Here is a 23626-nt window from a genome sequence, read left to right on the forward strand (position 1 = left end):
GGCTCAGCGGTGGCCCAGGATGAGGCTCATCGCCTCGGCCCGTGTGCGATCCCGGTTGCGGAAGTCGCCGCGGACCGCCGAGGTGACGGTCTTCGCACCGGGTTTGCGCACACCGCGCATGGTCATGCACAGGTGCTCGGCCTCGATCACCACGATGACCCCGCGCGGGTCCAGGTGCTCCATCACCGCGTCGGCCACCTGGGTGGTGAGCCGCTCCTGCACCTGGGGGCGGCGGGCGTACACGTCGACCAGCCGGGCCAGCTTGGACAGCCCGGTGATCTGCCCCTTGGCGTTGGGGATGTAGCCCACGTGGGCGCTGCCGTAGAACGGCACCAGGTGGTGCTCGCAGGTGGAGTACAGCTCGATGTCCTTGACCAGCACCATCTCCTCGTGCTGGGCCTCGAACACCGTGGTGAGCACGTCCCCGGGCCGCTGGTGCAGCCCGGAGAACTGCTCGGCGTAGGCGCGGGCCACCCGGGACGGGGTGTCCTGCAGCCCGTCCCGGTCCGGGTCCTCCCCGACGGCCAGGAGGATCTCCCGGACGGCCTTCTCGATGCGCGCCTGGTCGATGCCCTCCTCGGGCGCGCGCTCGGGCAGCGCGCTCACTCCGCGTCCCCTCTCCGCTCGTCACCGCCGGCGGCCGGGTCCTGCCCGTTGCGGGTGTCCCGGCCGTCGTGGGCCCCGTGGCCGGAGCGCTCGGCGGCGCCGTCGGCCTCGCCCGCGCCGGAGTAGTCGACCTGCCCGTTGCCGGAGACCAGGTCCTCCACGTCCTGCGGGCCGAGCAGGGCCAGCTCCTTGGGCGTCTTGACCGGCGGGCGGCCCGACGGCTGGCGCTTGCCGTAGCCGGTGAAGGAGCCGCGCGAGGGGCGCTTGCGCACCGGCGCGAAGATCTCCAGGACCTCCTCCTTGGAGACCGTCTCCTTGTCCAGCAGGTGCAGCACCAGGTCGTCCAGGACGTCCCGGTACTCCACCAGCACCTCGAAGGCCTCGTCGTGCGCGGACTCGATGAGGCGGCGCACCTCCTCGTCGATGAGGGAGGCGATCTCCTCGGAGTACTCGCGCGCGTGCGACATCTCGCGGCCCAGGAACGGCTCGGTGTTGCCGGTGCCGAACTTGCGGGCGCCCAGGCGCTCGCTCATGCCGTACTCGGTGACCATGTTGCGGGCCAGCGAGGTCGCCTTGTCGATGTCGTTGGCGGCGCCGGTGGTGGGCTCGTGGAAGACGAGCTCCTCGGCGGCGCGCCCGCCGAGCATCATGGCGAGCTGGTCCATCATCTCCGAGCGCGAGGTGAGGAACTTGTCCTCGGTCGGCAGGGACATGGTGTAGCCCAGCGCGCGGCCGCGCGGCAGGATGGTGACCTTGTGCACCGGGTCGGCGTTGGGCAGCGCGTGGCCCACCAGGGCGTGGCCGCCCTCGTGGTAGGCGATGACCTTCTTCTCCGCGTCGCTCATGACCCGGGTCTTGCGCTCGGGCCCGGCCATGACGCGGTCGATGGCCTCCTCCAGGGTGGCCATGTCGATGAGGTCCTTGCCGGCGCGGGCCGACAGCAGGGCGCCCTCGTTGACCACGTTCTGCAGGTCGGCGCCGGTCATCCCGGGGGTGCGGCGGGCGACCACGTCCAGGTCGACGTCGTCGGCCATGGGCTTGCCCTTGGCGTGCACCCGGAGGATGCCCTTGCGGCCCTCCATGTCCGGGCGGTCGACGACGATCTGGCGGTCGAAGCGGCCCGGGCGCAGCAGCGCGGGGTCCAGGATGTCGGGGCGGTTGGTGGCGGCGATGAGGATGACGCCGGTCTTGACGTCGAAGCCGTCCATCTCCACCAGCATCTGGTTGAGGGTCTGCTCCCGCTCGTCGTGGCCGCCGCCCATGCCGGCGCCGCGGTGGCGGCCCACGGCGTCGATCTCGTCGATGAAGATGATCGCCGGGGCGTTCGCCTTGGCCTGCTCGAACAGGTCGCGCACGCGGGAGGCGCCGACGCCGACGAACATCTCGACGAAGTCGGAGCCGGAGATGGAGTAGAACGGCACCCCGGCCTCGCCGGCCACCGCGCGGGCCAGCAGGGTCTTGCCGGTGCCGGGCGGGCCGAACAGCAGCACGCCCTTGGGGATCTTGGCCCCCATGGACTGGAACTTGGCGGGGGTCTGCAGGAACTCCTTGATCTCCTGCAGCTCCTCGATCGCCTCGTCGGCCCCGGCCACGTCGGCGAAGGTGCTCTTGGGCGTGTCCTTGCTGATCAGCTTGGCCTTGGACTTGCCGAAGTTCATCACCCGGGAGCCGCCGCCCTGCATCTGGTTCATGATGAACAGGAAGATGGCGATGATGATGACCAGCGGCAGGAAGCTGAAGAGCAGCCCCGTCCAGATGCTCTCCTGGGGCACCTCGACGTCGTAGGAGTCCAGCTGGCCGTCCTGCTCCAGCTCGGCGAGCCGGTCGGCGATCTGCTGTCCCTGGTCGCCGACCCAGTAGGCCTCGTAGACCTTGCCGTCATCGGTGGTGACCTCGACCCGCTGCTCCTTGTCGACGAGCTTGGCGTTGTCGATGTCGCCGCTGTCGACCAGCTGCAGGACCGTCGAGGTGTCCTTCTTCTCCGGGCCGGAGCCGCCCCCCAGGCCGGTGAAGTTGAAGACGGCGAAGAGGATGACGCCGATGGCCAGAATGTACAGCCACGGCCCGCGGTACAAACGCTTGAGATTCATCTATACGGAACCCCGCTGGGTCCGTCCCTCCTGACCAGGCGGCCTCTGCCCCGACACGGCGTTAGGGCACCGGGTCGGAAACGGGACCTATCGGACACGTAATTCCAGTAATCTATGCCGGGGTGACCGACGCTACACCCCGCCCGTGATCGGTCGCACCGCTGCGACGCGCCGTCATGACGGCAACGCGCGCACCGCCCGAGATGTTCCCGGCGGACCCGGTCACCGCTCGTAGACGTGCGGCGCGAGGGTGCCGATGAAGGGCAGGTTGCGGTACTTCTCGGCGTAGTCGAGCCCGTAGCCGACGATGAACTCGTTGGGCAGGTCGAACCCGATGTACTTGACGTCCAGGTCGACGTCGAAGGCCAGCGGCTTGCGCACCATCGTGCACACCTCCACCGAGGCCGGGCCCCGCGAGCGCAGGTTGCCGACCAGCCAGGACAGCGTCAGCCCGGAGTCGATGACGTCCTCCACGATCAGGACGTTGCGGCCGGAGATGTCGGCCTCCAGGTCCTTGAGGATGCGCACCACCCCCGAGGACGTGGTCCCCGCCCCGTAGGAGGAGACCGCCATCCAGTCCATCTCCGCGGCGTGGGACAGCTCGCGGGCCAGGTCGGCCATGACCATGACGGCGCCCTTGAGCACCCCCACGAGCAGCAGGTCCTTGCCGGCGTAGTCGGCGTCGATCTCGGCCGCGAGCTCCCTCAGCCGCGCCTCGATCTGCTCTTCGGTGACCAGCACCTTCTCCAGGGCGTCACCCATGTCCTTGGCGTCCACGCTCGTACGTCCTCGCTGCTCGGATCGCGGTCCTTCGGAACGCAACCAGGATAAGCGGGCGAAGTCATCCGAACTCCAAGGCTCCGTCCGAGCGTCGCGCGCCGCGGCCCCCGGGCAGGTCGACGCGGGTCTGGCCGCGCCACTCCGAGACCAGGCGGTCGACCTCGGCCACGTGCCGCGCGCTCAGCGCGCCCGCCGGGCACCCCGCCGCCACGGCGGCGCGCCGCAGCACCCGCGTGCGCACGGCACGCGGCAGTTCCTCCAGGACGCGCACGTCCAGGCGGCCGTGGCCGAGGTCGGCCGCGCGCGCGGCGTCGGCGGCCCAGCCGTCCAGCGCGTCGGCGTCGTCGCGGAGCAGGTCGGCCGTACGGGCGAGCGCGGGGGCGATGCCGGGGCCGATCTCCTTCTCCAGTGCGGGCAGGGCGGCGTGGCGCACGCGCGCCCGGGCGAAGGCGGGGTCGGCGTTGTGCGGGTCCTCCCAGTGGTGCAGCCCCATGGCGGCGCAGGCCTCGCGCACCCGCGCGCGCTCCATCCCCAGGAAGGGGCGCACATAGCGGCCGGAGCGCGGGGCCATACCGGACAGCGACCGCGCGCCGGACCCGCGCGCCAGCCCCAGCAGCACGGTCTCCGCCTGGTCATCGGCGGTGTGGCCGAGCAGGACGGCCGCCGCCCCGGTGCGGTCGGCGGCCTCGTCCAGGGCGTCGTAGCGCGCGCGGCGGGCGGCGCCCTCGGGGCCGCCGTCGCGGCCCACCCGGACTGCGGCGCGCTCCACGGGGTCCAGGCCCAGGCCGCGCAGGGCGTCGGCGACCCGGTCGGCACGCTCGGCGGAGCCCGCCTGCAGCCCGTGGTCGACGGTCACGCCGCCGGCGCGCAGGCCCATGCGGGGCACGGCGAACGCCGCCGCCCCGGCCAGCGCCAGCGAGTCCGCCCCGCCGCTGCACGCCACCAGCACCAGGGCGCCCTTCTCCAGCCCGGCCAGCGCGCGGCGCACCGCGCGCCGGGCCTCGGCGACCGCGGGGGGCGGCCCGCTCACGCCTCCTGGGCCGGGGCCCCCGGCCCGACGACGCGCGCGATCCAGGACTCCGGGTCGCGGATCTCGGCCATGGTGGGAAGCGTCTCGGGGGACTCCCAGACCTTGTTGAAGTCCTCCATGCCGACCTGGGCGACGACCTTGCGGACGAAGACCGCGCCCTCCTCGTACTGCTTCATCTTCAGGTCGAGGCCGAGGAGCTGGCGGATGATGCGGTCGATGCGGTTGGCGCCCTCGCGGCGGCGCTGGAAGCGGCGGCGGATCGTCGCCACCGACGGCACGACCTCGGGCCCGACCGCGTCCATGACGTAGTCGCCGTGGCCCTCGGCCAGCGTCATCACCGCGGTGATGCGGTCCATGACCTCGCCCTGGGCCTCGTTCTGGAAGGCCTGGATGAGGCTGCCCTCGCCGCCGCGCACCACCTCGGCCACGGCCTCCCCCGCGGCGCGCAGCCGGTCGAGGAAGGCGGCGGCGTCCATCTCCGAGGAGAGCAGGAGGTCCTGCATCTGCTCCTGCACGTATCCGCGCAGCCACGGGGTGGAGCTGAACTGCATGCGGTGGGTCTCCTCGTGCAGGCAGACCCAGAGCCGGAAGTCGCGCGGGTCCACGTCGAGCTCGCGCTCGGCCTGCACGATGTTGGGCGCCACCAGGGTCAGGCGGCCCGCGGGCGCGTTGCCGTCCGGGTCGGGCGGCAGGAAGAGCTCGTACTGGCCGAGCACCCGCCCGGCCAGGTAGGACAGCACCGCGCCGAGCTGGGCGCCGGTGACGCGCGAGCCGACCGCGGTGGTGAGCGCGCCGGCGGTGCCGGCGGCGGCGCGCTCGGCGCCGAGCCGGTCGAGGATGGGCTCCAGCACGGTGCGGAACCCGTCGACGTTGGCCCGGATCCATCCCGGGCGGTCGACGATGACCGCCGGCCCGGCCGGTTCCAGGGGGTCCATTCCGGTGAACTCGCGCACGTGCCCGCGGGCCTGCTCGGACAGCTCCCGGAGCTGGGAGACGGCCTGCCGCGCGTCGGCGAGGTCCACCTGGGGGCCGGGGCGGACGAGGCGGATCCCGGTGTTGACGGCTACGTCCCAGTCGATCACAGTCACGCCCTCACCGTACCCGCGGGGACCCGCCCCAAGGCGGTGCGCGCGGATTTTCCGGGTTTCCTCAGGGACGGCCCCTCATGCGCCGCTCAGGGGCGCGCCCGGCGCTCAGGAGCACCCGCAGGAGGCCACCGCCGCCGCCAGTTCGTCCAGGCTCGACGCCGAGGCATCGTCGCCGCTGGACATGAAGGCGAACACGAGCAGCCGCCCGTCGGCGTCGTAGACCGTCCCGGCCAGGGTGCTCACCCCGCTGAGCGTGCCGGTCTTGGCGCGCACCACGCCCGCGCCCGCCCCGGCCCCGCTGGAGTCGTCGTAGCGCGAGGCGAGCGTGCCGCTGAAGTTGCCGGTGGGCAGGCCGCTCAGGACGTAGCTCAGGTCGGGGCGCTCGGGGTCGGAGGCGGCCAGCAGCATGTCGGCCAGGGCGTGCGGGGAGATGCGGTTGTCCACCGACAGCCCGCTGGCGTCGGACAGCTCCACCCCGCCGATGCCGAGCCGGTCCAGCACGTCGGTCATGGCCCGGGACCCGCCCTGGAAGGAGGGCTCCTCCCCCTCGGCGATGGCGGTCTGGCGGGCCAGCGCCTCGGCGACGTTGTTCTCGCTCGCCAGCAGCATCTGCTCGGTGAGCGCCGAGATCGGCGGGGAGGAGACCGAGGCCACGGGCTCGGCGCCGTCGGGGGCGGTGACCGGTTCCGGCCCACCGCGCACCTCGACGCCCTCGTCGCGCAGGGCGTCGGCGAACGCGTCCGCGGCGGCGCGCGGCGGGTCGTCCACCCGGTCGCCGTACTTCTCGTCCCGGTTCTCCCGCCCGCCGTCGATCATCAGCGCGTGCACGGGGGCGACGGAGCCCTCCCAGACGTAGTTGTCCTTCCAGCCGGGGCCGGTGGCGGGGCCGGGGTAGAGGGTGTCGTCGTAGCCCAGGTCGACGGCGCCGACGCCCTGCTCCTCCAGCGCGCGGGCGGTGCTCTCGGCCAGCCGGTCGAGGGTGGCGGGCTCCGGGTAGGCGCCGGGGTCGGCGTCGCGGGTGAGCGTGGGGTCCCCGCCGCCGACGAGGATGAGGCGCTCGCCGTCGAGGACCGCGTCGGTGGCGATGCGGCGGTCGGGCCCCGCGGCCTCCAGGACGGTCAGCGCGGTGGCGATCTTGGTGGTGGAGGCGGGGACGGCGCCCCGGCCGGCGTCCCGGTCGAAGAGCCCTTCGCCGGTGGCGGCGTCGGCGACATAAGCGGAGAGTCCCTCACCCGACCCCGAGTCGGACATGGGATCATCGAGGTGGTCCGCCAGGCGGCCGGGGTCGACCGGGTCGGCTCCGGGCAGGTGGGCGGCCGTCCCCTGCTGTGCGTGCGCGACAGGGTAGGGCACCGCGGGCAGGGGTCTCGACGCGACCAGGTCCGCCGCGACAAAGCCCGTCACCAGCACGAATATGGTGAGCATGGCCAAGGCCAGGAGCACACCGGACCGTTTCGTCCCCAACTCCGCCACCTGCCTTCCTCCTGGCTCCGCCGCCGCGTGACCGCTGGTACAGACAAGCGACACTAGTCGTAAGGGAAGCCGAGAACAGCATGAAATTCGACGTCACCATCGAGATCCCCAAGGGCGAGCGGAACAAGTATGAGATGGATCACGAGACGGGCCGCATCCGCCTCGACCGCATGCTGTTCACGTCCACGAGCTACCCCGCGGACTACGGGTTCATCGAGGGGACGCTGGGCGACGACGGCGACCCGCTGGACGCCCTCGTCCTGCTGAAGCAGCCCACCTTCCCGGGCTGCCTGATCCGCTGCCGCGTCGTGGGCATGTTCCGCATGCGCGACGAGGCCGGTGGCGACGACAAGCTGCTCTGCGTGCCGGCGACGGACCCGCGCATGGAGCACATCCGTGACATTCACCACGTCAACGAGTACGAGCGGCTGGAGATCGAGCACTTCTTCACGGTCTACAAGGACCTGGAGCCGGGCAAGTCGGTCGAGGGCGCCACGTGGGTCGGCCGCCACGAGGCCGAGCAGGAGGTCATCGCCTCGGTGACGCGCGCCGAGGAGAAGGGCGTCCACGGGGACCGGTCGCACATCGACCTCGAGGACGACGAGTCCTGAGCGGAACGCCCGAGGACTCCGGGGAACCCGCCGAGGGGCCCATGCGCCGCGCGCACGGGCCCCTGCCTGTTTCCCGGGGGGCGTCGGTCTTTCGGGGATCGGTCTTTCCAGGGTCGGACTTTCGGGGGTCGTCCCGCCGTTCGGGCGTGTCGCCGCGGAGGGCGCGCGGCGGACGGCCTCAGCGCGAGGCCATCGGGGGAACGCCCATCCAGGTGGGGACGCGCCCGGGCTCGGCACGGGTGTAGACGTAGACCGCCAGCACCAGGAGCAGGACGGCGCAGGCGGCCACGGCCAGGCGGGGCAGCAGCGCGCCCATCCGCCCGCGGGCGCGGCGGGAGGGCGGCACGGGGAACCCGTCCTCGTCGAAGGCGTCGGCCCGCTCGGCCACGTGCGCCCGGTGCCCGTCCAGTCCGGGGCCCAGAGCGCCGCTGAGCACCCGCAGCCGCAGGCCGGGAGGCGGGTCGGCGCACGGATCGGTGCACGGGTCGGCCGGCGCCGGGTGGGCGGCGGCCTCGTGCGGCCGGTGGTGCTCGCAGTCGGCGCGGGCGACCGCCAGCAGCCATTCGCGCAGCCGCCCGGCGTCGCCGAGGCGGTGGATGTGGGCCCCGGCGACGATGAAGGTGTCGCGCAGGGCGGCCTGGGCGGAATCGTGGTCCCGCAGGAAGGCCCGGCAGGTCCGGTACAGCTCGTCGCCGTAGGCATCGAAGAGCCGAGCGTAGGCACAGGCCATGGAGGGTCGACTGGATCTCAGGGCGAGGGCAAGGTCCCGGTCCATCATGTGACAGGAATCTACGGCCCATGCGCCCCATTGAGGAGACTTTCGACGAAAAACGCCACGAAGGCCTGATTTCCGCTACTTTCCCGCACCCTCCGGCCCCGCCCGCCTCCATAGCGCGCGCGAACGCGGGGTCGGCGCCCCACACGTCGTCGGCGGAGAGCGGCCGATCGCCGCCCCTGTGTCGTTGATCTCGGGGAAGTCGGGGTAAAAACGGACGGCATAAGCCCGACTTCCCCGAGATCAACAACGGGCACGACGGGGCCGGTCCGGTCGGACGGCTAATCGCTCGCGTCCCCCTCCTCGCGCGGGTCGGGCTCGCCGGGGTCCGGGCTCCACAGGCGGCGGGCCTCGGCCGCCACCGCCGCCGCCCTCTCCGCGCCGTCCTGGATCCCGGGGCGGTCCAGGATGAAGCGCAGCGCCGCCTTCGGGCGCGCGAGGACCGCTCCGCCCGCGCGCATCACCGGTTCCGGCAGCCGGCCCGACACCAGCAGCACGGGGACCGCCTCTTCGGCCCCCACCTCGCGGGCGGCCCGGGCGGCGGCAGCGGCGTGGCGCTCCACCACCCGCTCAGCCGGGCGCCCGCCGATCGTCCAGCTCCCGTCGCCGCGCGCGACCGCGTTGCGCCGGTGCCGGGCGTCCAGCAGGTACACGCCGGTCGGCCCCGCCGCCAGCACCCGCCCCGACGGGGCGGCGACCAGGCGGTAGCCGCGGCGGCGCAGGCCGCGCAGCACCCGCCCGCGGGCCCAGGCCGGTCCGAGCAGCGGGGCGGCGACGGCCGTGATGACGTAGGCCAGCGCGGTGAGGGCGGCCACGAGCAGCCCGGCCCGCCAGCCCAGGAACCCGGCGCCCATCACCCCGGCCGCGGCCGTGATCGCCGTCCGGACCAGCAGGCGCGCCAACGAGCCGTCCGCCAACGGACACCGCACCCTTCGGTCGTCTCCCCTACGCGGGCCCCGCCCTGCGGGGCCTCTCATGCCACCACCGGAACCCCCCGCGCCGCAATGGATTCGACCGAAATCCCCGGGACGCGCGCGACGATTCCCGTGACGCACCCGACACTCCGTTTCCGCCGTTCCGCTTGACAGCGTTCCCGCAGGTTGGTCTCCTTGTGCGCATGCATCCGCGTACCCAGGCGACCCGACCGGTCATGGCCCGCCAGGCCCATGAGGCCTCCCGCCGTGCGGCCGCCGTCGTGTGTCCGTCGCCGTGTACGCGCCTCTCGTGTCGCTGAGAGCGCCCTTCCCTTCCTGTAGAGCACCGCGCCTCCGGGCCTTGAGCCGCTGACCGCCGCTCGGCCGAGTGCCGCCTCCCGCTGCTCAGCGCAGCCCGCGCCGCCCACCCGCAGCGCCTCTCCGCACGCCTTCGCACGACCGAGGATCCGACTCCGGTGTCGAACACTGCCGCTTCCGCACTCGCCGTACCCGCGCCGACACACTCCGCCGTCATCGATGAGCGCCCCGCCGCCGTCCCGGACGGCATCGGCGACATCGTCGACGCGGGGCGCCGCTCCGCCTATCCGCACCTGGCACCGCCCCGCACCGCTCCCACCCCGGGCCGGCTCGCCGCGGCGGCCGCGGCGGCCGCCGCCGCCCTGGCCCGGCCGTCGCTGTGGCCCCGCAGGCGCGGGCACTGGCAGCCCGCGCCGCGCCCGGCCCGCCGCCACGCCACCGGGCGGATGAAGGTGAGCACCCTGGCCCTGGAGCCGAACGGCTTCGCCGCGCTCCCCGCCCCCGCCGGGGGCGCCCCGGGCCCGGGCTCGGTGCTGCGCCTGGTGGCCGGGAGCGCCCACCTGGTCTCCACCTCGCCGGACGGCCGGATGCGCGCCCTGCGCGAGGTCCCCGCCGGGCGCACGCTCGCGCTGGGCTCCGGCGGCGGCCGCTGGCTGGTCAACACCGGCCCCGAGGCGGCCGTCGTGGTGCGGGTCAGCGGCTGACCTCCGCTCCGCCGTCCCCTCCGGACACGCCTTCGGCCGTACCCTCACCGCCCTCACCGCCCTCGGCGGCCTGCGCGCGCAGCGCGGCGTCGACCGCCTCGACCTGGCGCAGCAGCGCGGCGGTGCGCTTGCCCTCGTCCAGGTAGGCGTTCATCACCTGGTCCAGAGCGTGCGGGGGCAGGTGGTCGCGCAGTTCGACGCGGGCGGTGCGGTACCCCCGCCGGGCGCCCTCCAGGCAGGACGCGACGTGGATGCGCGCCAGCCGGGACAGCGCCACCGGGTGGCGCCGCAGCACCCCGTGCAGCCGGTAGTCGGCGGGAACCTGGTCGAACAGCCACACCACGGCGGTCTGCCCGAACGACTCGGCGCCGGGCGGGTGCACACTCGCCGGCCACTCCGCGGGAAGCTGCTGGTCGGACATATCTCCAGCATACCCGCTTGATGCGAACAGGTGTTCGACGCCCCTGGCCGCAGCCGGCCGCCCCGGAGAGGCAGGGGTTCAGGGGGCGGGGGCCGCGGCACCCTCCGGATCCGCACGGCACCCGGTGACGGACACGGCCGCCGCGCCGACGGGCGGGGCCCACCCCAGGAGCCCACCGCCCACTCCACGGGGCACGACCCCAGGTCGGCCGGGGCCGACGGAGGTCATCACCGCTCCGGCCGCCGTCCGTGTCCGGCGGCCCCGCTTCACCCCTGTTCCTGTTCCTGGTCCTCCTTGGCGGAGGCGCGGCTCTCGAGTTCGACCCTGATGGCGTATTCGGCGGCGTCGACGGCGGCCCGCGAGGTGATCGCGTTGGTGTGCGCCCGCTCCAGGTCGTCGAGGGCGATGCAGTCGAACGCGACGCGCGCGTCGTGGATGGCGGCTTCGAGCTGGCGCTGGGCCTCTTCCATGCTCATCTCGTCCTCCTTGACCCTTCGGCCGACCCGTCGGTCCCTCCGGCTCCCTTGGGCGTACCCGGCCCCGGCGGGCGCCATGTCCCCCAGGGGCCCCGAGGGTCCCGCCCCCCTGCCCTCCAGTGCCCTCCAGGCGTTCCGGCACGAACCGTCGCACCCCGGCGATACGCTTCCGACGACCACGGGGAAAGCGAGGCCCACCATGCGCAACAACTACGCGGGGACCTGCACGGCCTGCGGGGCCTCCGTCGCCGCCCGGGAGGGCGAGGCGCTCAAGGAGGACGGGCGCTGGCGCGTCTACTGCGCCGACCACGCACCGCGCCCGGCAGCGCCCCCGCGCGGCGACCACCCGGGCTGGCACTCCGGCCCCCTCGCCGGGTACGACTGCGAGACCTCCTCCCCCGACCCGCGCACCGCCTTCCTGGTGTCGGCGGCCCTGGTCGCCCCGGACGGCACGGCCCGCACCTGGCTGGTCGACCCCGGGCCGCGCGAGATCCCGCCGGAGGCGGTCGAGGTGCACGGCATCACCACCGAGCGCGCCCGCGCCGAGGGCCTGCCCGCGGAGAAGGTGCTGCCCGAGATCGCCGACGCCCTCACCGGCCACCTGGCCGCCGGGCACGGCCTGGCCGTCTTCAACGCCCCCTTCGACCTGGGGGTGCTCTCCGCCGAGCTGCGCCGCCTGGGGCTGCCCACGCCGGCCGAGCGGCTGGCCGGGCGGGTGGGCCCGATCATCGACCCGCTGGTGATCGACCGCGGGGCCGACCCCTACCGCAAGGGCCGCCGCACCCTCGGCGACCTGTGCGCCTTCTACCGGGTGGAGCTGAACGGCGCGCACACCGCCGAGGGCGACGCGGCCGCCTGCCTGGCCCTGGCCCGCGAGATCGGCGCCCGCCGCCCGGAGATCGCCGCGCTCCCGCTCGCCGAGCTGCACGAGCGGCAGGTCGGCTGGGCGCTGGAGCACGCGCGCGGGCTGCAGGACTGGCTGGACCGCACCCGCCCCGGGCACGGCCGGACCATCGACGGCTCCTGGCCGCAGAGCGGCTGACCGGCGCGTTCGGGCGACTGTTCGAAATGTAACAAACGCCGCCCCCGGGACTTTATTTACCGTTCACCTCCTAGCCTGGTACGGGTGTGCCCGGCCGCCCGGACCCGTGTCCGCCGGCCGCACCCGGCGTCAGCACCGCCCCCTTCCCCCGAGGGCGGTGCCGGTCCGCCTGCCCTGAAACCGTCGGAGCGAGGAGGAGGCGCGCCTGATACGGGGGCGTCGGATGGAACTGTGGCGATAGAAAACGGCAACGGCAACGGCCCCACCACGGGCGAGATCAGTACCGAGGACCTGCTCTGGGAGCCGCCGGAGCGCTCCCGGGCCGACCTCAAGCCCAAGACCGACCGGATCGTGTTCGGCGTGGCGGCCGTGCTCTCCATCGCGTTCCTCGTCTGGGGCGTGGTGAACAAGGACTCGCTGAAGGGCATTTCGGCGGGGGCGCTCCAGGCGCTCATGCACAACGGCGGCTGGGTCTTCGTCCTCTCCGCCTCGGTGTTCGTGGTGTTCGCCCTGTGGCTGGCGTTCAGCAGGTACGGCTCCATCCGGCTGGGCCGCGACGACGAGGAGCCCGAGTTCCGGACGGTCTCCTGGATCTCCATGATGTTCGGCGCCGGCATGGGCATCGGCATGGTGTTCTACGGCGTGGGCGAGCCCTTGGGGCACTTCCTCACCCCTCCGCCGGGGACCGAGGGCGCCGGGACCGGCGCGGCGGTGGGGCACGCGATGTCCACCACCCTGTTCCACTGGACCCTGCACCCCTGGGCGATCTACGCCGTGGTGGGCCTGGCGATCGCCTACGGCACCTTCCGCCGCGGCCGGGGCCAGCTCATCAGCGCCGCGTTCACCCCGCTCATCGGCGAGCGGCACGCCAGCGGCGCCCTGGGCCGCCTGATCGACGTCTTCGCCCTGTTCGCGACCCTCTTCGGCACCGCCGCCTCGCTGGGCCTGGGCACCCTGCAGATCGCCGAGGGCCTGCGCCAGATCGGCTGGATCGGCGAGCCGACCGAGCCCGTCCTGCTCACCATCATCGGCGTGCTGCTGCTGTGCTTCCTCGCCTCGGCCGTGTCCGGCGTGGCCAAGGGCATCCAGTGGCTGTCCAACACCAACCTGGTGCTGGCGCTGGCCGTGCTGGTCTTCCTGCTGGCCACCGGGGCGACGGTGTTCGTGTTCAACCTGGTCCCGACCTCCCTGGGCGCCTACTTCCAGGACTTCTTCGCCAACGCCGGGCGCACCGCCGACACCGCGAAGGGCGCCGAGGAGTGGCTGTCCGGGTGGACGATCTTCTACTGGGCCTGGTGGATCTCCTGGTCGCCGTTCGTGGGCATGTTCATCGCCCGGATCAGCCGCGGGCGCACCGTCCGCGAGTTCGTCGGCGGCGTCATCCTGGTGCCCAGCGCGCTGAGCCTGGTCTGGTTCGCCGTGATGGGCGGCAACGCGCTGTACATGCAGATGAACGGCACCGACCTGTCGGCGGCGGGCGACACCGAGGCGCAGCTGTTCGGGCTGCTCAAGGAGTTCCCGGCGTTCACCTTCGTGGCCCTGGTGGTGATGGTGCTGATCGGCATCTTCTTCATCACCGGCGCCGACTCGGCCTCGATCATCATGGGCACCATGTCCCAGCGCGGCGCGATCGAGCCCAAGCGGCCGATCACCGTCTTCTGGGGCCTGATGATGGGCGGCGTGGCCGCGACCATGATGCTGGCCGGGGGCAGCGACGCGCTCAGCGGCCTGCAGACGCTCACGATCATCGTCGCCGCGCCGTTCACGCTGATCCTGCTGCTGCTGTGCGTGGCGCTCGTGCGCGACCTGCGGCGCGACCCGACGGTGCTGCGCTCGGCCAAGGCCGAGGAGGTGGTCACCGCCGCCGTGGTGGCCGGCGCCCAGGACCACGACGGCGACTTCCAGCTGGAGATCTCCGCGGCCGAGGACACCTCCACCGAGGACACCTCCGCGGAGCGCGCCTGACCCGGGAGGGCGCCTGACCGGGGCGCGTCCGCCCCGGTCAGGCGCGCAGGCCGATCGTCGCGCTGGCGCGGCGGCGGTCCGTGGGCATCCACTCCATGGGGACGAGCTCGGACAGGAAGCCGTACCCCTCGCCCGCGGTGCCGCCGCGCACCCCGCCCCACCAGGCGGCCACGTCGGCCCAGCCCGGTGCGGACAGGGACCCGCCGGTGTGCTGGACCGACAGCGCGGCGCACAGGTTGGCGAAGCGCAGCCGCCGCTCCAGCGGCCAGCCGGCCAGGGTGCCGACGATGAACGCGGCGCCGAACACGTCGCCCGCGCCGGTGGTGTCCACGCCCTCCAGCACCACGCCCTCGGCCTCCGCGGTCTCCCCGGTGGTCTGGTCCACCGCCAGCGCACCGCGGGGCCCATCGGTGACCACCGCCACCGGCACCCGGTCGGCCAGCGCCGACAGCGCCGAGGCGGGGCTGCCGGTGCGGGTGTAGGACATCGCCTCGATGGCGTTGGGCATGAACGCGTAGCACTGGTCGAGCTGGTCCAGTACCGACGAGCACCAGGTCTGGCTGTCGTCCCACCCGACGTCGGCGAAGATCCGGGCGCCGCCCTCGGCCTGGCGCGCCGCCCACTCCGGCACCGGCCCGCCGGGGCTCAGCCCCACGAAGGCGGCCCGCGCCTGCGGCAGCGCCTTCGCCAGCCGCTCGACCGGCTCGGGCGGCGGGTGCTCGTGGGTGACCATGCCCCGGTCGCCCTTCCAGGCCAGCGACACCGTGAACGGCGAGTGCCAGTCGGGGAAGCGCCGGGACGCGCTCAGGTCCACCTTCTCCTGGCGCTCCAGGGTCTCCCAGGAGAAGTCGCCGTAGACGTCCTCCCCGAAGGCGGCGGCCACGGCCGTGCGCAGCCCCAGCCGCGAGGCGGCCACGGCCAGGTTGGCCACGCCGCCGGGACACGAGCCCATCCCGTGGGCCCCGACCTCGGTCCCGGGGGCGGGCGGCGCGTTCAATCCGGTCAGGACGATGTCGAAGAACACCGTCCCGCTCAGCGCGAGGTCGATCGCTGGGCCCTCTCCTTCGGGCCCCCGCTCCCCGGCCAGGACGTCCCTCCGCTCGCCGACGAGCGGAAGGGATTCGAGCGCGCGGCTCTGCTCCTCCATGTGCTCCTCCAATCGGCCATGGAGTGTGTGCCAGCAGGTTATGCACTCGGGGCCCACGTGTCGCGCCGGAATCCGCCACGCCGTTCCCGTACTTCCCGCCCGGCCCCCCTGTCACCGCCGTGCGCCGCCGATACGCTGGCGGCGTGCGTCTGACGATCCTCGGCGGGGGAGGATTCCGCGTCCCCCTCGTCTACCGTGCCCTGTCGGCGGACGCCCTGCGGGGCGATCCGGTCGTCACCGAGGTGGCGCTGCACGACACCGACCGGGACCGCCTCGACGCGGTCACGGCCGTTCTCGCCGCCCAGCGCGAGCGCTCCGGCGCGGACGTCCCGGTGCACGCGACCACCGACCGCGCCGCCGCGCTGGACGGGGCGGGGATGGTGTTCTCGGCCATGCGGGTCGGCGGCATGCGGGGCCGCGTCCTGGACGAGCGCATCGCCCTCGACTCCGGTGTGCTGGGGCAGGAGACGGTCGGCGCGGGCGGGATCTCCTACGGGCTGCGCACGCTTCCCGAAGCGCTCGCCGCCGCGCGCGACGTGGCCGAGTACGCGCCCGAGGCCTGGCTGGTGAACTTCACCAACCCGGCCGGGCTGGTGACCGAGGCGATGGCGGGCGTCCTGGGCGATCGCGTGGTGGGCATCTGCGACTCCCCCGTGGGGCTGGGGCGCCGTGCCGCCCGCGCGCTGGGGCTGGACCCGGCGGACGTGCACATCGACTACGCCGGGCTGAACCACCTGGGGTGGGTGCGGGGCCTGCGCTCGGGAGGGCGCGACCTGCTGCCCGACCTGCTCGCCGACGCCCGCGCGCTGGAGTCCTTCGAGGAGGGGCGGCTCTTCGGCGCCGAATGGATCCGCGCCGTCGGCGCCCTGCCCAACGAATACCTGCACTACTACTACCTCGCCCGCGAGGCCCTCCGGGCGGCGCAGGCGGCCCCACGCACGCGCGGGGAGCAGATCGTCGAACAGCAGCGGCGCTTCTACGAGGAGGCCCGGAACCGCCCCGGCGACGCCTACGAGCTGTGGGACCGCACCCGCCTGGAGCGGGAGCGCACCTACATGGCCGACAACCGCCGTGCCGCGGGCGGCTTCGAGCGCGAGGCGGAGGACCTCGACGGCGGCGGCTACGAGGAGGTCGCCCTGGCCGTCATGCGCGCCGTCGCCCGGGACGAGCCCACGCGCCTGATCGTCAACACGCGCGGGCGCGGCGCCCTGCCGGGGGTCGACCCCGACGCGGTGGTGGAGCTCCCCTGCATGGTCGACGGCTCGGGCGCCCACCCCCTCGCCGCCGCCCCGCTCACCGGCCACCAGGAGGGGCTGGTGCGGTCGGTCAAGGCCGTCGAGCGCGACGTGATCGAGGCGGTCCGCACGGGGTCCCGCACGGCCGCCCTGCGGGCTTTCGCCACCCACCCCCTGGTCGACTCGGTGGAGGCGGCCCACACGCTCCTGGAGGAATACACCCGGGCCTTCCCGGAGCTGCAGCGAGTGCTGAGGCACGACTAGAGCCGCATACCTGGAAAGGCAGGCCGATGGACGAGGTCCGCATCGTTCGCTCGCTCGACGCGGAGGACGCCGAGCGCGTCCTGGCGCTGGCCGAGGAGGCCCACGCGCTGGACGACGCCGAGGCGCTCTCCGAGCAGACGGTCCTGCGGGTGCGCCACGGGTCCCCCGAGGGCACGGCCCGCTTCCACCTGCTCGTCGAGGAGGGCGACCTGGCGGGCTTCGCCTTCGCCGAGAAGTCCGCCGGCGAGCCCGACTCCGCCGAGCTGCTGGTGGCGCCGGGGCGCCGCCGCCGCGGGCACGGGACCGCGCTGGCCCGCTCGCTGCGCGCCGACGCCGGGGACGCCGGGGTACGGGTGTGGGCGCACGGCCGCCTGCCCTCCGCTCAGGGGCTGGCCGAGGCCCTGGGCTGGCGGCGGGCGCGCAGCCTGCTCAAGATGCGGCTGCGGCTGCGCGGCGGGGACGGCTCCCCGGTGGACCTGCCCGAGCCGAAGCCGTCCGGCGCCGTCGCCGACGGGGTGCGGGTGCGCGCCTTCCGCCCCGGCGAGGACGAGGCGGCCTGGCTCCGCACCAACGCCGCGGCCTTCGCCGACCACCCCGAGCAGGGCGGGGTGACGCTGGAGGACCTGCGCCAGCGCCAGGCCGAGCCGTGGTTCGACGCCGAGGGCTTCTTCGTCGCCGAGGAGGCCGGAGAGCGGAGCGGCCGGGCCGGACAGGACGGCGAGGGGGCCCGGATCGCCGGGTTCCACTGGACCAAGGTGCACGCCGACGGCGCGGGGCTGACCGACGGCGAACCGGTGGGCGAGGTGTACGTGGTCGGGGTCGACCCGTCCTGGCAGGGCACCGGCCTGGGCCGGCTGCTCACCCTCACCGGGGTGCGGGACCTGCGCGACCGCGGCCTGCCCTGGGTGCTGCTCTACGTCGACGAGGACAACCGGGCCGCCGTGCGCCTCTACGAGTCCCTCGGATTCGAGGTCTGGGACGGCGACGTCATGTACGCCCCGGGCGACTGAGAGCAGCGCACTACTGGTCACCGCGGCGCGCTCAAGGGGGGCGCGCCGTGGTTCACCTCACGTCCATGATTTCTCCCACCCGCCTTCCGCCAGTCTCGTCCCCGCGTTCACCCTCTGTTCACCCTCGCTGGGAGCGCTGGTCACCTGGCCTCCCTAACGTCGCATTTGGCGAGGTCAGCGGAGCATTGAGCGTCGATCCGGACAAATCACCGCGACGGGCCACCGCAGGGCTCGCCCACGTCAATGACGGTTCGGACGTCCAGAGGAAGGACACCGGGGCTGTGAAGCTCTTCAAGTACCGCCGGTTCGCGGGCTACACCGGCATCGCGCTGGCCGGCACGATGGCCCTGGCCGCCTGCGGAAGCGACCAGGCCGTCGACCCCGAGAACGGCGGGGGCGCGGCCTCGGCCGGCTCCGCCGAGTGCGTCGACGGCGGCGGCACCCTCTCCGGGGCCGGTGCGAGCTCCCAGGAGAACGCGATGGCCACCTGGAAGGCGGCCTACGAGGGCGCCTGCGAGGGCACCACCGTCCAGTACGACTCGGTCGGCTCGGGCGCGGGCCGCTCGCAGTTCATCGACGGGGCGGTCTCCTTCGCCGGGTCCGACGCGGCCCTGGACGAGCAGGAGACCGAGCAGGCCGTCGAGCGCTGCGACGGCGCCGAGGTGGTCAACCTCCCCGCCTACATCTCCCCCATCGCCGTGGTGTTCAACCTCGAGGGGGTGGACAGCCTCAACCTGTCGCCCGAGACGATCGCCGGGATCTTCGACCAGAAGATCACCAAGTGGAACGACGACGCGATCGCCGAGGACAACCCCGACGTCGAGCTCCCCGACACCGACATCGTCCCGGTGAACCGCTCGGACGAGTCCGGCACCACCGAGAACTTCGTCGCCTACCTGTCCGAGGCCGCCGGCGACGCCTGGCCGCACGAGGTCAGCGGCGACTGGCCGATCGACCCGGTCGAGGCCGCCCAGGGCTCCTCCGGCGTGGTCTCCGCCGTCGAGGGCGGCCAGGGCACCATCGGCTACGTCGACGCCTCGCACGTCGGCGAGCTGGGCACCGCCGCGGTCGGCGTCGGCGACGACTTCGTCGAGTACAGCCCCGAGGCGGCCGCCGCCATCGTGGACGCCTCGCCCAAGCGCGAGGAGAACTCCGACAACGACCACGCGATCGAGCTGGACTACACCTCCGACGACACCAGCGCCTACCCGATCGTCCTGGTCTCCTACGAGGTCGCCTGCATGGTCTACGGCGACCAGAACGAGGCCGACCTGGTCAAGAGCTACCTGTCCTACGTCGTCAGCGAGGAGGGCCAGCAGGCCGTCGCCGAGGAGGCCGGCTCGGCCCCGCTCAGCGACCAGACCCGCGAGTCCCTCCAGGGCACCATCGACCAGATCTCCGCGGAGTCCTGATTCCGCGAGGCAGGGCCGCCTCAGGGTGGGGAGGGCGCCGCACCGGCGCCGTCCCCGCCCTTGGCGTGCGCGGGCACACCGGTCCGGTCCGCACGGGTGTGCGGCGCGCCGCTTCGGGATGTGGTCGAAGCGCCCCCGGCGGCACCCCAGAATGTAGACGGCCCTGCCACGGCATGTTCCGAGGACAACCCCTGTCCGCCCGGGGGCGGACCGTGACCCATCTCGACCGGAGTCTCACATGACCACCACGGACCCGTCAGCGACGGCGCCCCCTCAGATCCGGGGCAAGCGCCGCGTCGGCGACGTCGTCTTCGCCAACACCGCCCGCGGGTCGGGGATCCTGATCCTGGCGATCCTGGCGGGGGTGGCGGCCTTCCTGATCATCCAGTCGTCCGACGCCCTGTCGGCCAACACCGCCAACTTCTTCACCACCGAGTCCTGGGAGGCCAACACCCGGGAGAACCCGGCCTTCGGTGTGGCGGCCCTGGCCTTCGGCACGGTGCTGGCCGCGGCCATCGCGCTGGTGATCGCCACCCCGATCGCGATCGGCATCGCGCTGTTCATCGTCTACTACGCGCCGCGCCGCATCGCCGCCGTCCTGGGGTACCTGGTCGACCTGCTGGCGGCCATCCCCAGCGTGGTCTACGGCCTCTGGGGCATCGGCTACCTCGTCTTCGAGCTACAGGGCTTCTACGACGGGCTCACCACCTACCTGGGCTGGATCCCGCTGTTCGCCGGGCCGGTCTCCACCACCGGCCGCACGATGCTCAGCGCCGGCATCGTGCTCGCGGTGATGATCCTGCCGATCATCACCGCCATGTCGCGCGACGTGTTCAAGCAGGTCCCCCAGGGCCACCGGGAGGCCGCCCTGGCGATGGGCGCCACCCGCTGGGAGATGATCCGGATGGCGGTGCTGCCCTTCGGCCGCCCCGGCGTCATCGGCGGCGCCATGCTGGGCCTGGGCCGCGCCCTGGGCGAGACCATGGCGGTGGCCATGATCCTGTCCCCCTCGCTGGTGATCTCGCCGTTCCTGCTGCAGAGCGGCAACCAGACCATCGCGGCGCACATCGCGCTGCAGTACCCCGAGGCCACCGGGTACGGCGTCTCCGCCCTGATCGCCGCCGGCCTGGTGCTGTTCGCCATCACCCTGGTCGTCAACATGGGCGCCCGGTTCGTCGTCGCGCGGCGCAAGGAGTTCTCCTAAATGACCACCACGACCCGACCGCAGTCCACCGGCTCGGCCGGTGACGGTCCCCAGGCCCAGCGCTCCATGCGCGGACGCTCCCTGCCGCGCGCGGCCGCCCCGGCGGTGCTGGCGGGCTCGGCGATCGCCGCCTCCGGCGCCCTGCTCGCCGTCGGCTCCTTCCACCTGGTGAGCGCCGGGCTGATCACCGCCGTGCTGTACGCCCTGGTGATCGGCATCGCCTCGGCGGCCGTGGAGAACCCGCGCAAGGCGAAGGACCGCCTGGTCACCGCGGTGGTCTACATCTGCTTCGGCGCGGCCATGCTGCCGCTGCTGTCCCTGCTCACCACCGTGGTGCTGGAGGGGCTCAAGCGGCTGGACGGCTACTTCCTCACCGTGTCCATGAACGGCGTGACGCCGAGCATGGACGCCGGGGGCGTCTACCACGCCATCGTCGGCACCATCGCCATCACCGGGCTGGCGGCGCTGATCTCCATCCCGATCGGCATCTTCACCGCGATCTACCTGGTGGAGTACGGGCGGGGACGGCTCGCCAAGGCCATCACCTTCTTCGTGGACGTGATGACCGGCATCCCCTCCATCGTGGCCGGCCTGTTCGTGGTCGCCCTGTGGATGATGCTCTTCGGCCCCGGGCAGACCAACGGCGCCGCCGGCGCCATCTCGCTGTCCGTGCTGATGATCCCGGTCGTGGTGCGCTCCAGCGAGGAGATGCTGCGGCTGGTGCCCCAGGAGCTGCGCGAGGCCTCCTACGCGCTGGGCGTGCCCAAGTGGCTGACCATCGTGAAGGTCGTCCTGCCCACCGCCGTGGCCGGTCTGACCACGGGAATCATGCTGGCCCTGGCCCGTGTTATCGGAGAGACGGCACCCCTGGTGCTCACCGCCGGGTCCTCGGCGGTGGCGATCAACTGGAACCTGTTCAACGGGCAGATGATGAGCCTGCCGGTGTTCATCTACTCGCAGGTGCGCATGGGAGGGGCGGTCAACATGGAGCGCGCCTGGGCCGCGGCGCTGACGCTGATCGCCATCGTCATGCTGCTGTTCCTGGCCGCGCGCCTGATCTCCCGGCTGTTCGCACCCAAACTCGGCCGCTGACCGGCACGACGACCCACCGACACACGCTAGAGACACCTGAGGACTACCAGTGGCCAAACGAATCGACGTCTCCGGTCTGCACGTGTACTACGGGGACTTCCTCGCCGTCGAGGACGTCTCCATGACCATCGAGCCCCGGTCGGTGACGGCCTTCATCGGGTCGTCGGGCTGCGGCAAGTCGACGTTCCTGCGCACCCTCAACCGCATGCACGAGGTCACCCCCGGCGCGCGCGTCGACGGCAAGGTGATGCTCGACGACATGGACATCTACGGCGCCGACGTGGACCCGGTCGAGGTCCGGCGCGAGGTGGGCATGGTCTTCCAGAAGGCCAACCCATTCCCCACCATGTCCATCTACGACAACGTCATCGCCGGGGCCAAGCTCAACAACAAGCGCATGAGCAAGTCCACCGCCGACGACCTGGTGGAGCGCTCGCTGCGCGGGGCCAACCTCTGGGAGGAGGTCAAGGACCGGCTCAACAAGCCCGGGGCGGGCCTGTCCGGCGGCCAGCAGCAGCGGCTGTGCATCGCCCGGGCCACCGCGGTGGAGCCCAGCGTGCTGCTCATGGACGAGCCCTGCTCGGCCCTGGACCCCATCTCCACGCTGGCGATCGAGGACCTCATCCACAAGCTCAAGGAGGAGTACACGATCGTCATCGTCACCCACAACATGCAGCAGGCCGCGCGGGTGAGCGACCGGACGGCGTTCTTCAACCTGGCCGGCACCGGCAAGCCCGGCAAGCTGATCGAGATGGGCGAGACCAACAAGATCTTCACCAAGCCGGACGAGCAGGAGACCGAGAACTACATCACCGGCCGCTTCGGCTGAGCACCGGGCGCCCGGAGAGGGCGGCGGGGTCCTCCCCGCCGCCCTTTTCTCATTCCGGAACCGGCGGGATCCCGGAGCCGTGAATGCGCCATCCAGCGGAAATGACCGCCCCCGCGCCGGCCTGCGAAAAAACCTCCGCAGTTAGGGGAACTCCGGATCGGAACACGGCGGACACGCGATGTGAAGAAGGACACACTCACCGCGACGCCGGGCACCGCGGGCGCGCTCCCACCCAGCACAGCGCCATGACCAGCCTGTTCACGGTCCGCGATCGACCGATAATTTAGTGCGACATTCAACGATCCGGCCGCCATACGGTAGACAATGACCGCGCGCACGTCCGCCACCAGCCATTTTCACGGCATTCAAACGCGCACCCTCCGCGCAACCCTCGCGTGATCGGCCCGTAATGCGCGTCCGGCCATTCGTTGCTACATTCTGCGGTGTCCCTCGCAATCACAAGTTGGAAGGGAACACCAATGCACCGCGTTACCCTCGCGGGTTCCGTCCTCGCCTGCGCGACCGCCCTCACGGCGCTCCTCCCGGCCACCGCCGGGGCCGCCGAGGCCGGCGCCGGCGACACCTCCGGCGCCGCCCTGTGCACGGGCAAGCAGTCCTGGCCCGAGCTGGCGGGCGCCGACGCCCACACGGCAGAGCGCGTGATCGAGCGGGAGAACCCCCGCGTCGACGCCGTCCTCGTGCCGAAGGGCTCGTTCGTGACCATGGACTTCCGGTGCGACCGGGTCCACGTCTTCCACGAAGGCGAGGACCCCGCACCACTGATCGTCTCGCGCGCTCCGCAGGTCGGATAGCGCGCCAGGCCGGACCGCCGGCGCCGCCACCGGACGACCCGCGCCCCTCTCCCCAGGGGCCGCGGGGACGGCGCGCAAGGCGGTCCCCGTCCCGCCGCACGGGGTGCGGGCCGTACGGCGGGACACGCGGCCCGCGCCGCGCGTGGACCTGTGGGAGCGTCCGCGCGGCGCGGGCCGCACCCCGTCGTTGATCTCGGGGGAAACGCCCCTACCGGCGTGGGCGGTGTCAAGTGGTGAGTGCAACTACGGGCCGGGCGCCGGGTCGGGGGTGATCAGCTCGGCCAGGCGCTGGGCCGGGGTGTCCCACCCCAGCGTCTGCCGGGGCCGG

Annotated in this window: 22 protein-coding genes; 11 read left to right on the forward strand and 11 right to left on the reverse strand. The window is 73.0% G+C overall.

Going from position 1 to position 23626, the window contains the following annotated elements:
- Positions 1–3: 3 nt before the first annotated feature.
- The 6 genes from folE to dacB form a co-directional block, all read right to left on the reverse strand.
- Positions 4–606 carry a GTP cyclohydrolase I FolE gene (gene folE / locus O4J56_RS03720; protein WP_270683641.1) on the reverse strand — a complete coding sequence of 201 codons (603 nt, stop codon included), beginning with the start codon at positions 604–606 and terminating at the stop codon, positions 4–6.
- Entirely contained in the window at positions 603–2696 is a 2094-nt protein-coding gene (gene ftsH, locus O4J56_RS03725) for an ATP-dependent zinc metalloprotease FtsH (protein ID WP_270683642.1), read from the reverse strand. Before ftsH ends, folE begins: the two co-directional genes overlap by 4 nt.
- 222 nt (positions 2697–2918) lie before the next feature.
- Positions 2919–3473 carry a hypoxanthine phosphoribosyltransferase gene (gene hpt, locus O4J56_RS03730; protein ID WP_270683643.1) on the reverse strand — a complete coding sequence of 185 codons (555 nt, stop codon included), beginning with the start codon at positions 3471–3473 and terminating at the stop codon, positions 2919–2921.
- Between the two features lie 64 nt (positions 3474–3537).
- The gene (tilS, locus tag O4J56_RS03735; RefSeq protein ID WP_270683644.1) at positions 3538–4506 is read right to left on the reverse strand and encodes a tRNA lysidine(34) synthetase TilS; all 969 of its coding nucleotides are present in this window, start codon (positions 4504–4506) and stop codon (positions 3538–3540) included.
- Entirely contained in the window at positions 4503–5588 is a 1086-nt protein-coding gene (locus O4J56_RS03740) for a zinc-dependent metalloprotease (protein ID WP_270683663.1), read from the reverse strand. The genes tilS and O4J56_RS03740 overlap by 4 nt, the downstream gene beginning before the upstream one ends.
- A 111-nt stretch (positions 5589–5699) precedes the next feature.
- Positions 5700–7067 (reverse strand): D-alanyl-D-alanine carboxypeptidase/D-alanyl-D-alanine endopeptidase, encoded by a 1368-nt coding sequence (gene dacB, locus O4J56_RS03745; protein ID WP_333563780.1) that lies wholly within the window; start codon positions 7065–7067, stop codon positions 5700–5702.
- A gap of 80 nt (positions 7068–7147) precedes the next feature.
- On the opposite strand from dacB, the gene O4J56_RS03750 reads away from it, so the two are divergent.
- Positions 7148–7678 (forward strand): inorganic diphosphatase, encoded by a 531-nt coding sequence (locus O4J56_RS03750; protein ID WP_270683645.1) that lies wholly within the window; start codon positions 7148–7150, stop codon positions 7676–7678.
- Between the two features lie 178 nt (positions 7679–7856).
- On the opposite strand, the gene O4J56_RS03755 is transcribed toward O4J56_RS03750, so the two are convergent.
- Together O4J56_RS03755 and O4J56_RS03760 are read right to left on the reverse strand one after the other, a co-directional pair.
- The gene (locus O4J56_RS03755; RefSeq protein ID WP_408639078.1) at positions 7857–8408 is read right to left on the reverse strand and encodes an RNA polymerase sigma factor; all 552 of its coding nucleotides are present in this window, start codon (positions 8406–8408) and stop codon (positions 7857–7859) included.
- 326 nt (positions 8409–8734) lie between these two features.
- Entirely contained in the window at positions 8735–9370 is a 636-nt protein-coding gene (locus O4J56_RS03760; RefSeq protein WP_270683647.1) for a hypothetical protein, read from the reverse strand.
- 473 nt (positions 9371–9843) lie between these two features.
- Between O4J56_RS03760 and O4J56_RS03765 the strand changes: the two genes are divergently transcribed.
- Positions 9844–10389 (forward strand): hypothetical protein, encoded by a 546-nt coding sequence (locus tag O4J56_RS03765; RefSeq protein WP_270683648.1) that lies wholly within the window; start codon positions 9844–9846, stop codon positions 10387–10389.
- Here O4J56_RS03765 and O4J56_RS03770 read toward each other — a convergent pair.
- Complete coding sequence (locus O4J56_RS03770; protein WP_270683649.1) at positions 10379–10810, reverse strand: hypothetical protein; 432 nt, start codon at positions 10808–10810, stop codon at positions 10379–10381. The two genes, O4J56_RS03765 and O4J56_RS03770, sit on opposite strands and share 11 nt — an antisense overlap.
- 266 nt (positions 10811–11076) lie before the next feature.
- On the reverse strand, positions 11077–11286 hold the full coding sequence (locus O4J56_RS03775; RefSeq protein ID WP_270683650.1) for a hypothetical protein: 210 nt from the start codon (positions 11284–11286) through the stop codon (positions 11077–11079).
- 199 nt (positions 11287–11485) lie between these two features.
- Between O4J56_RS03775 and O4J56_RS03780 the strand changes: the two genes are divergently transcribed.
- Complete coding sequence (locus O4J56_RS03780) at positions 11486–12328, forward strand: exonuclease domain-containing protein (protein WP_270683651.1); 843 nt, start codon at positions 11486–11488, stop codon at positions 12326–12328.
- A gap of 231 nt (positions 12329–12559) precedes the next feature.
- Entirely contained in the window at positions 12560–14293 is a 1734-nt protein-coding gene (locus O4J56_RS03785; RefSeq protein ID WP_270683652.1) for a BCCT family transporter, read from the forward strand.
- A gap of 37 nt (positions 14294–14330) precedes the next feature.
- Here the strand turns inward: O4J56_RS03785 and O4J56_RS03790 are convergent, their stop codons facing one another.
- The gene (locus tag O4J56_RS03790; protein ID WP_270683653.1) at positions 14331–15440 is read right to left on the reverse strand and encodes a carbohydrate kinase family protein; all 1110 of its coding nucleotides are present in this window, start codon (positions 15438–15440) and stop codon (positions 14331–14333) included.
- Between the two features lie 143 nt (positions 15441–15583).
- On the opposite strand from O4J56_RS03790, the gene O4J56_RS03795 reads away from it, so the two are divergent.
- The 7 genes from O4J56_RS03795 to O4J56_RS03825 all read left to right on the forward strand — a co-directional run bounded on the left by O4J56_RS03795 (position 15584) and on the right by O4J56_RS03825 (position 23298).
- Positions 15584–16939 (forward strand): 6-phospho-beta-glucosidase, encoded by a 1356-nt coding sequence (locus tag O4J56_RS03795; RefSeq protein ID WP_270683654.1) that lies wholly within the window; start codon positions 15584–15586, stop codon positions 16937–16939.
- Positions 16940–16965: 26 nt separating this feature from the next.
- Positions 16966–17949 carry a mycothiol synthase gene (mshD, locus tag O4J56_RS03800; RefSeq protein WP_270683655.1) on the forward strand — a complete coding sequence of 328 codons (984 nt, stop codon included), beginning with the start codon at positions 16966–16968 and terminating at the stop codon, positions 17947–17949.
- Between the two features lie 281 nt (positions 17950–18230).
- Positions 18231–19361, forward strand: a complete 1131-nt coding sequence (gene pstS, locus O4J56_RS03805) for a phosphate ABC transporter substrate-binding protein PstS (RefSeq protein ID WP_270683656.1) — start codon at positions 18231–18233, stop codon at positions 19359–19361.
- 238 nt (positions 19362–19599) lie between these two features.
- The gene (gene pstC, locus O4J56_RS03810; protein WP_270683657.1) at positions 19600–20565 is read left to right on the forward strand and encodes a phosphate ABC transporter permease subunit PstC; all 966 of its coding nucleotides are present in this window, start codon (positions 19600–19602) and stop codon (positions 20563–20565) included.
- The gene (gene pstA, locus O4J56_RS03815) at positions 20566–21657 is read left to right on the forward strand and encodes a phosphate ABC transporter permease PstA (protein ID WP_270683658.1); all 1092 of its coding nucleotides are present in this window, start codon (positions 20566–20568) and stop codon (positions 21655–21657) included.
- A gap of 49 nt (positions 21658–21706) precedes the next feature.
- The gene (pstB, locus tag O4J56_RS03820) at positions 21707–22486 is read left to right on the forward strand and encodes a phosphate ABC transporter ATP-binding protein PstB (protein WP_270683659.1); all 780 of its coding nucleotides are present in this window, start codon (positions 21707–21709) and stop codon (positions 22484–22486) included.
- 479 nt (positions 22487–22965) lie between these two features.
- On the forward strand, positions 22966–23298 hold the full coding sequence (locus O4J56_RS03825; RefSeq protein ID WP_270683660.1) for a serine protease inhibitor: 333 nt from the start codon (positions 22966–22968) through the stop codon (positions 23296–23298).
- Positions 23299–23626 lie beyond the last annotated feature (328 nt).

The organism is Nocardiopsis endophytica (genome assembly GCF_027706725.1).
Classification (GTDB): Bacteria; Actinomycetota; Actinomycetes; order Streptosporangiales; family Streptosporangiaceae; genus Nocardiopsis_A; species Nocardiopsis_A endophytica.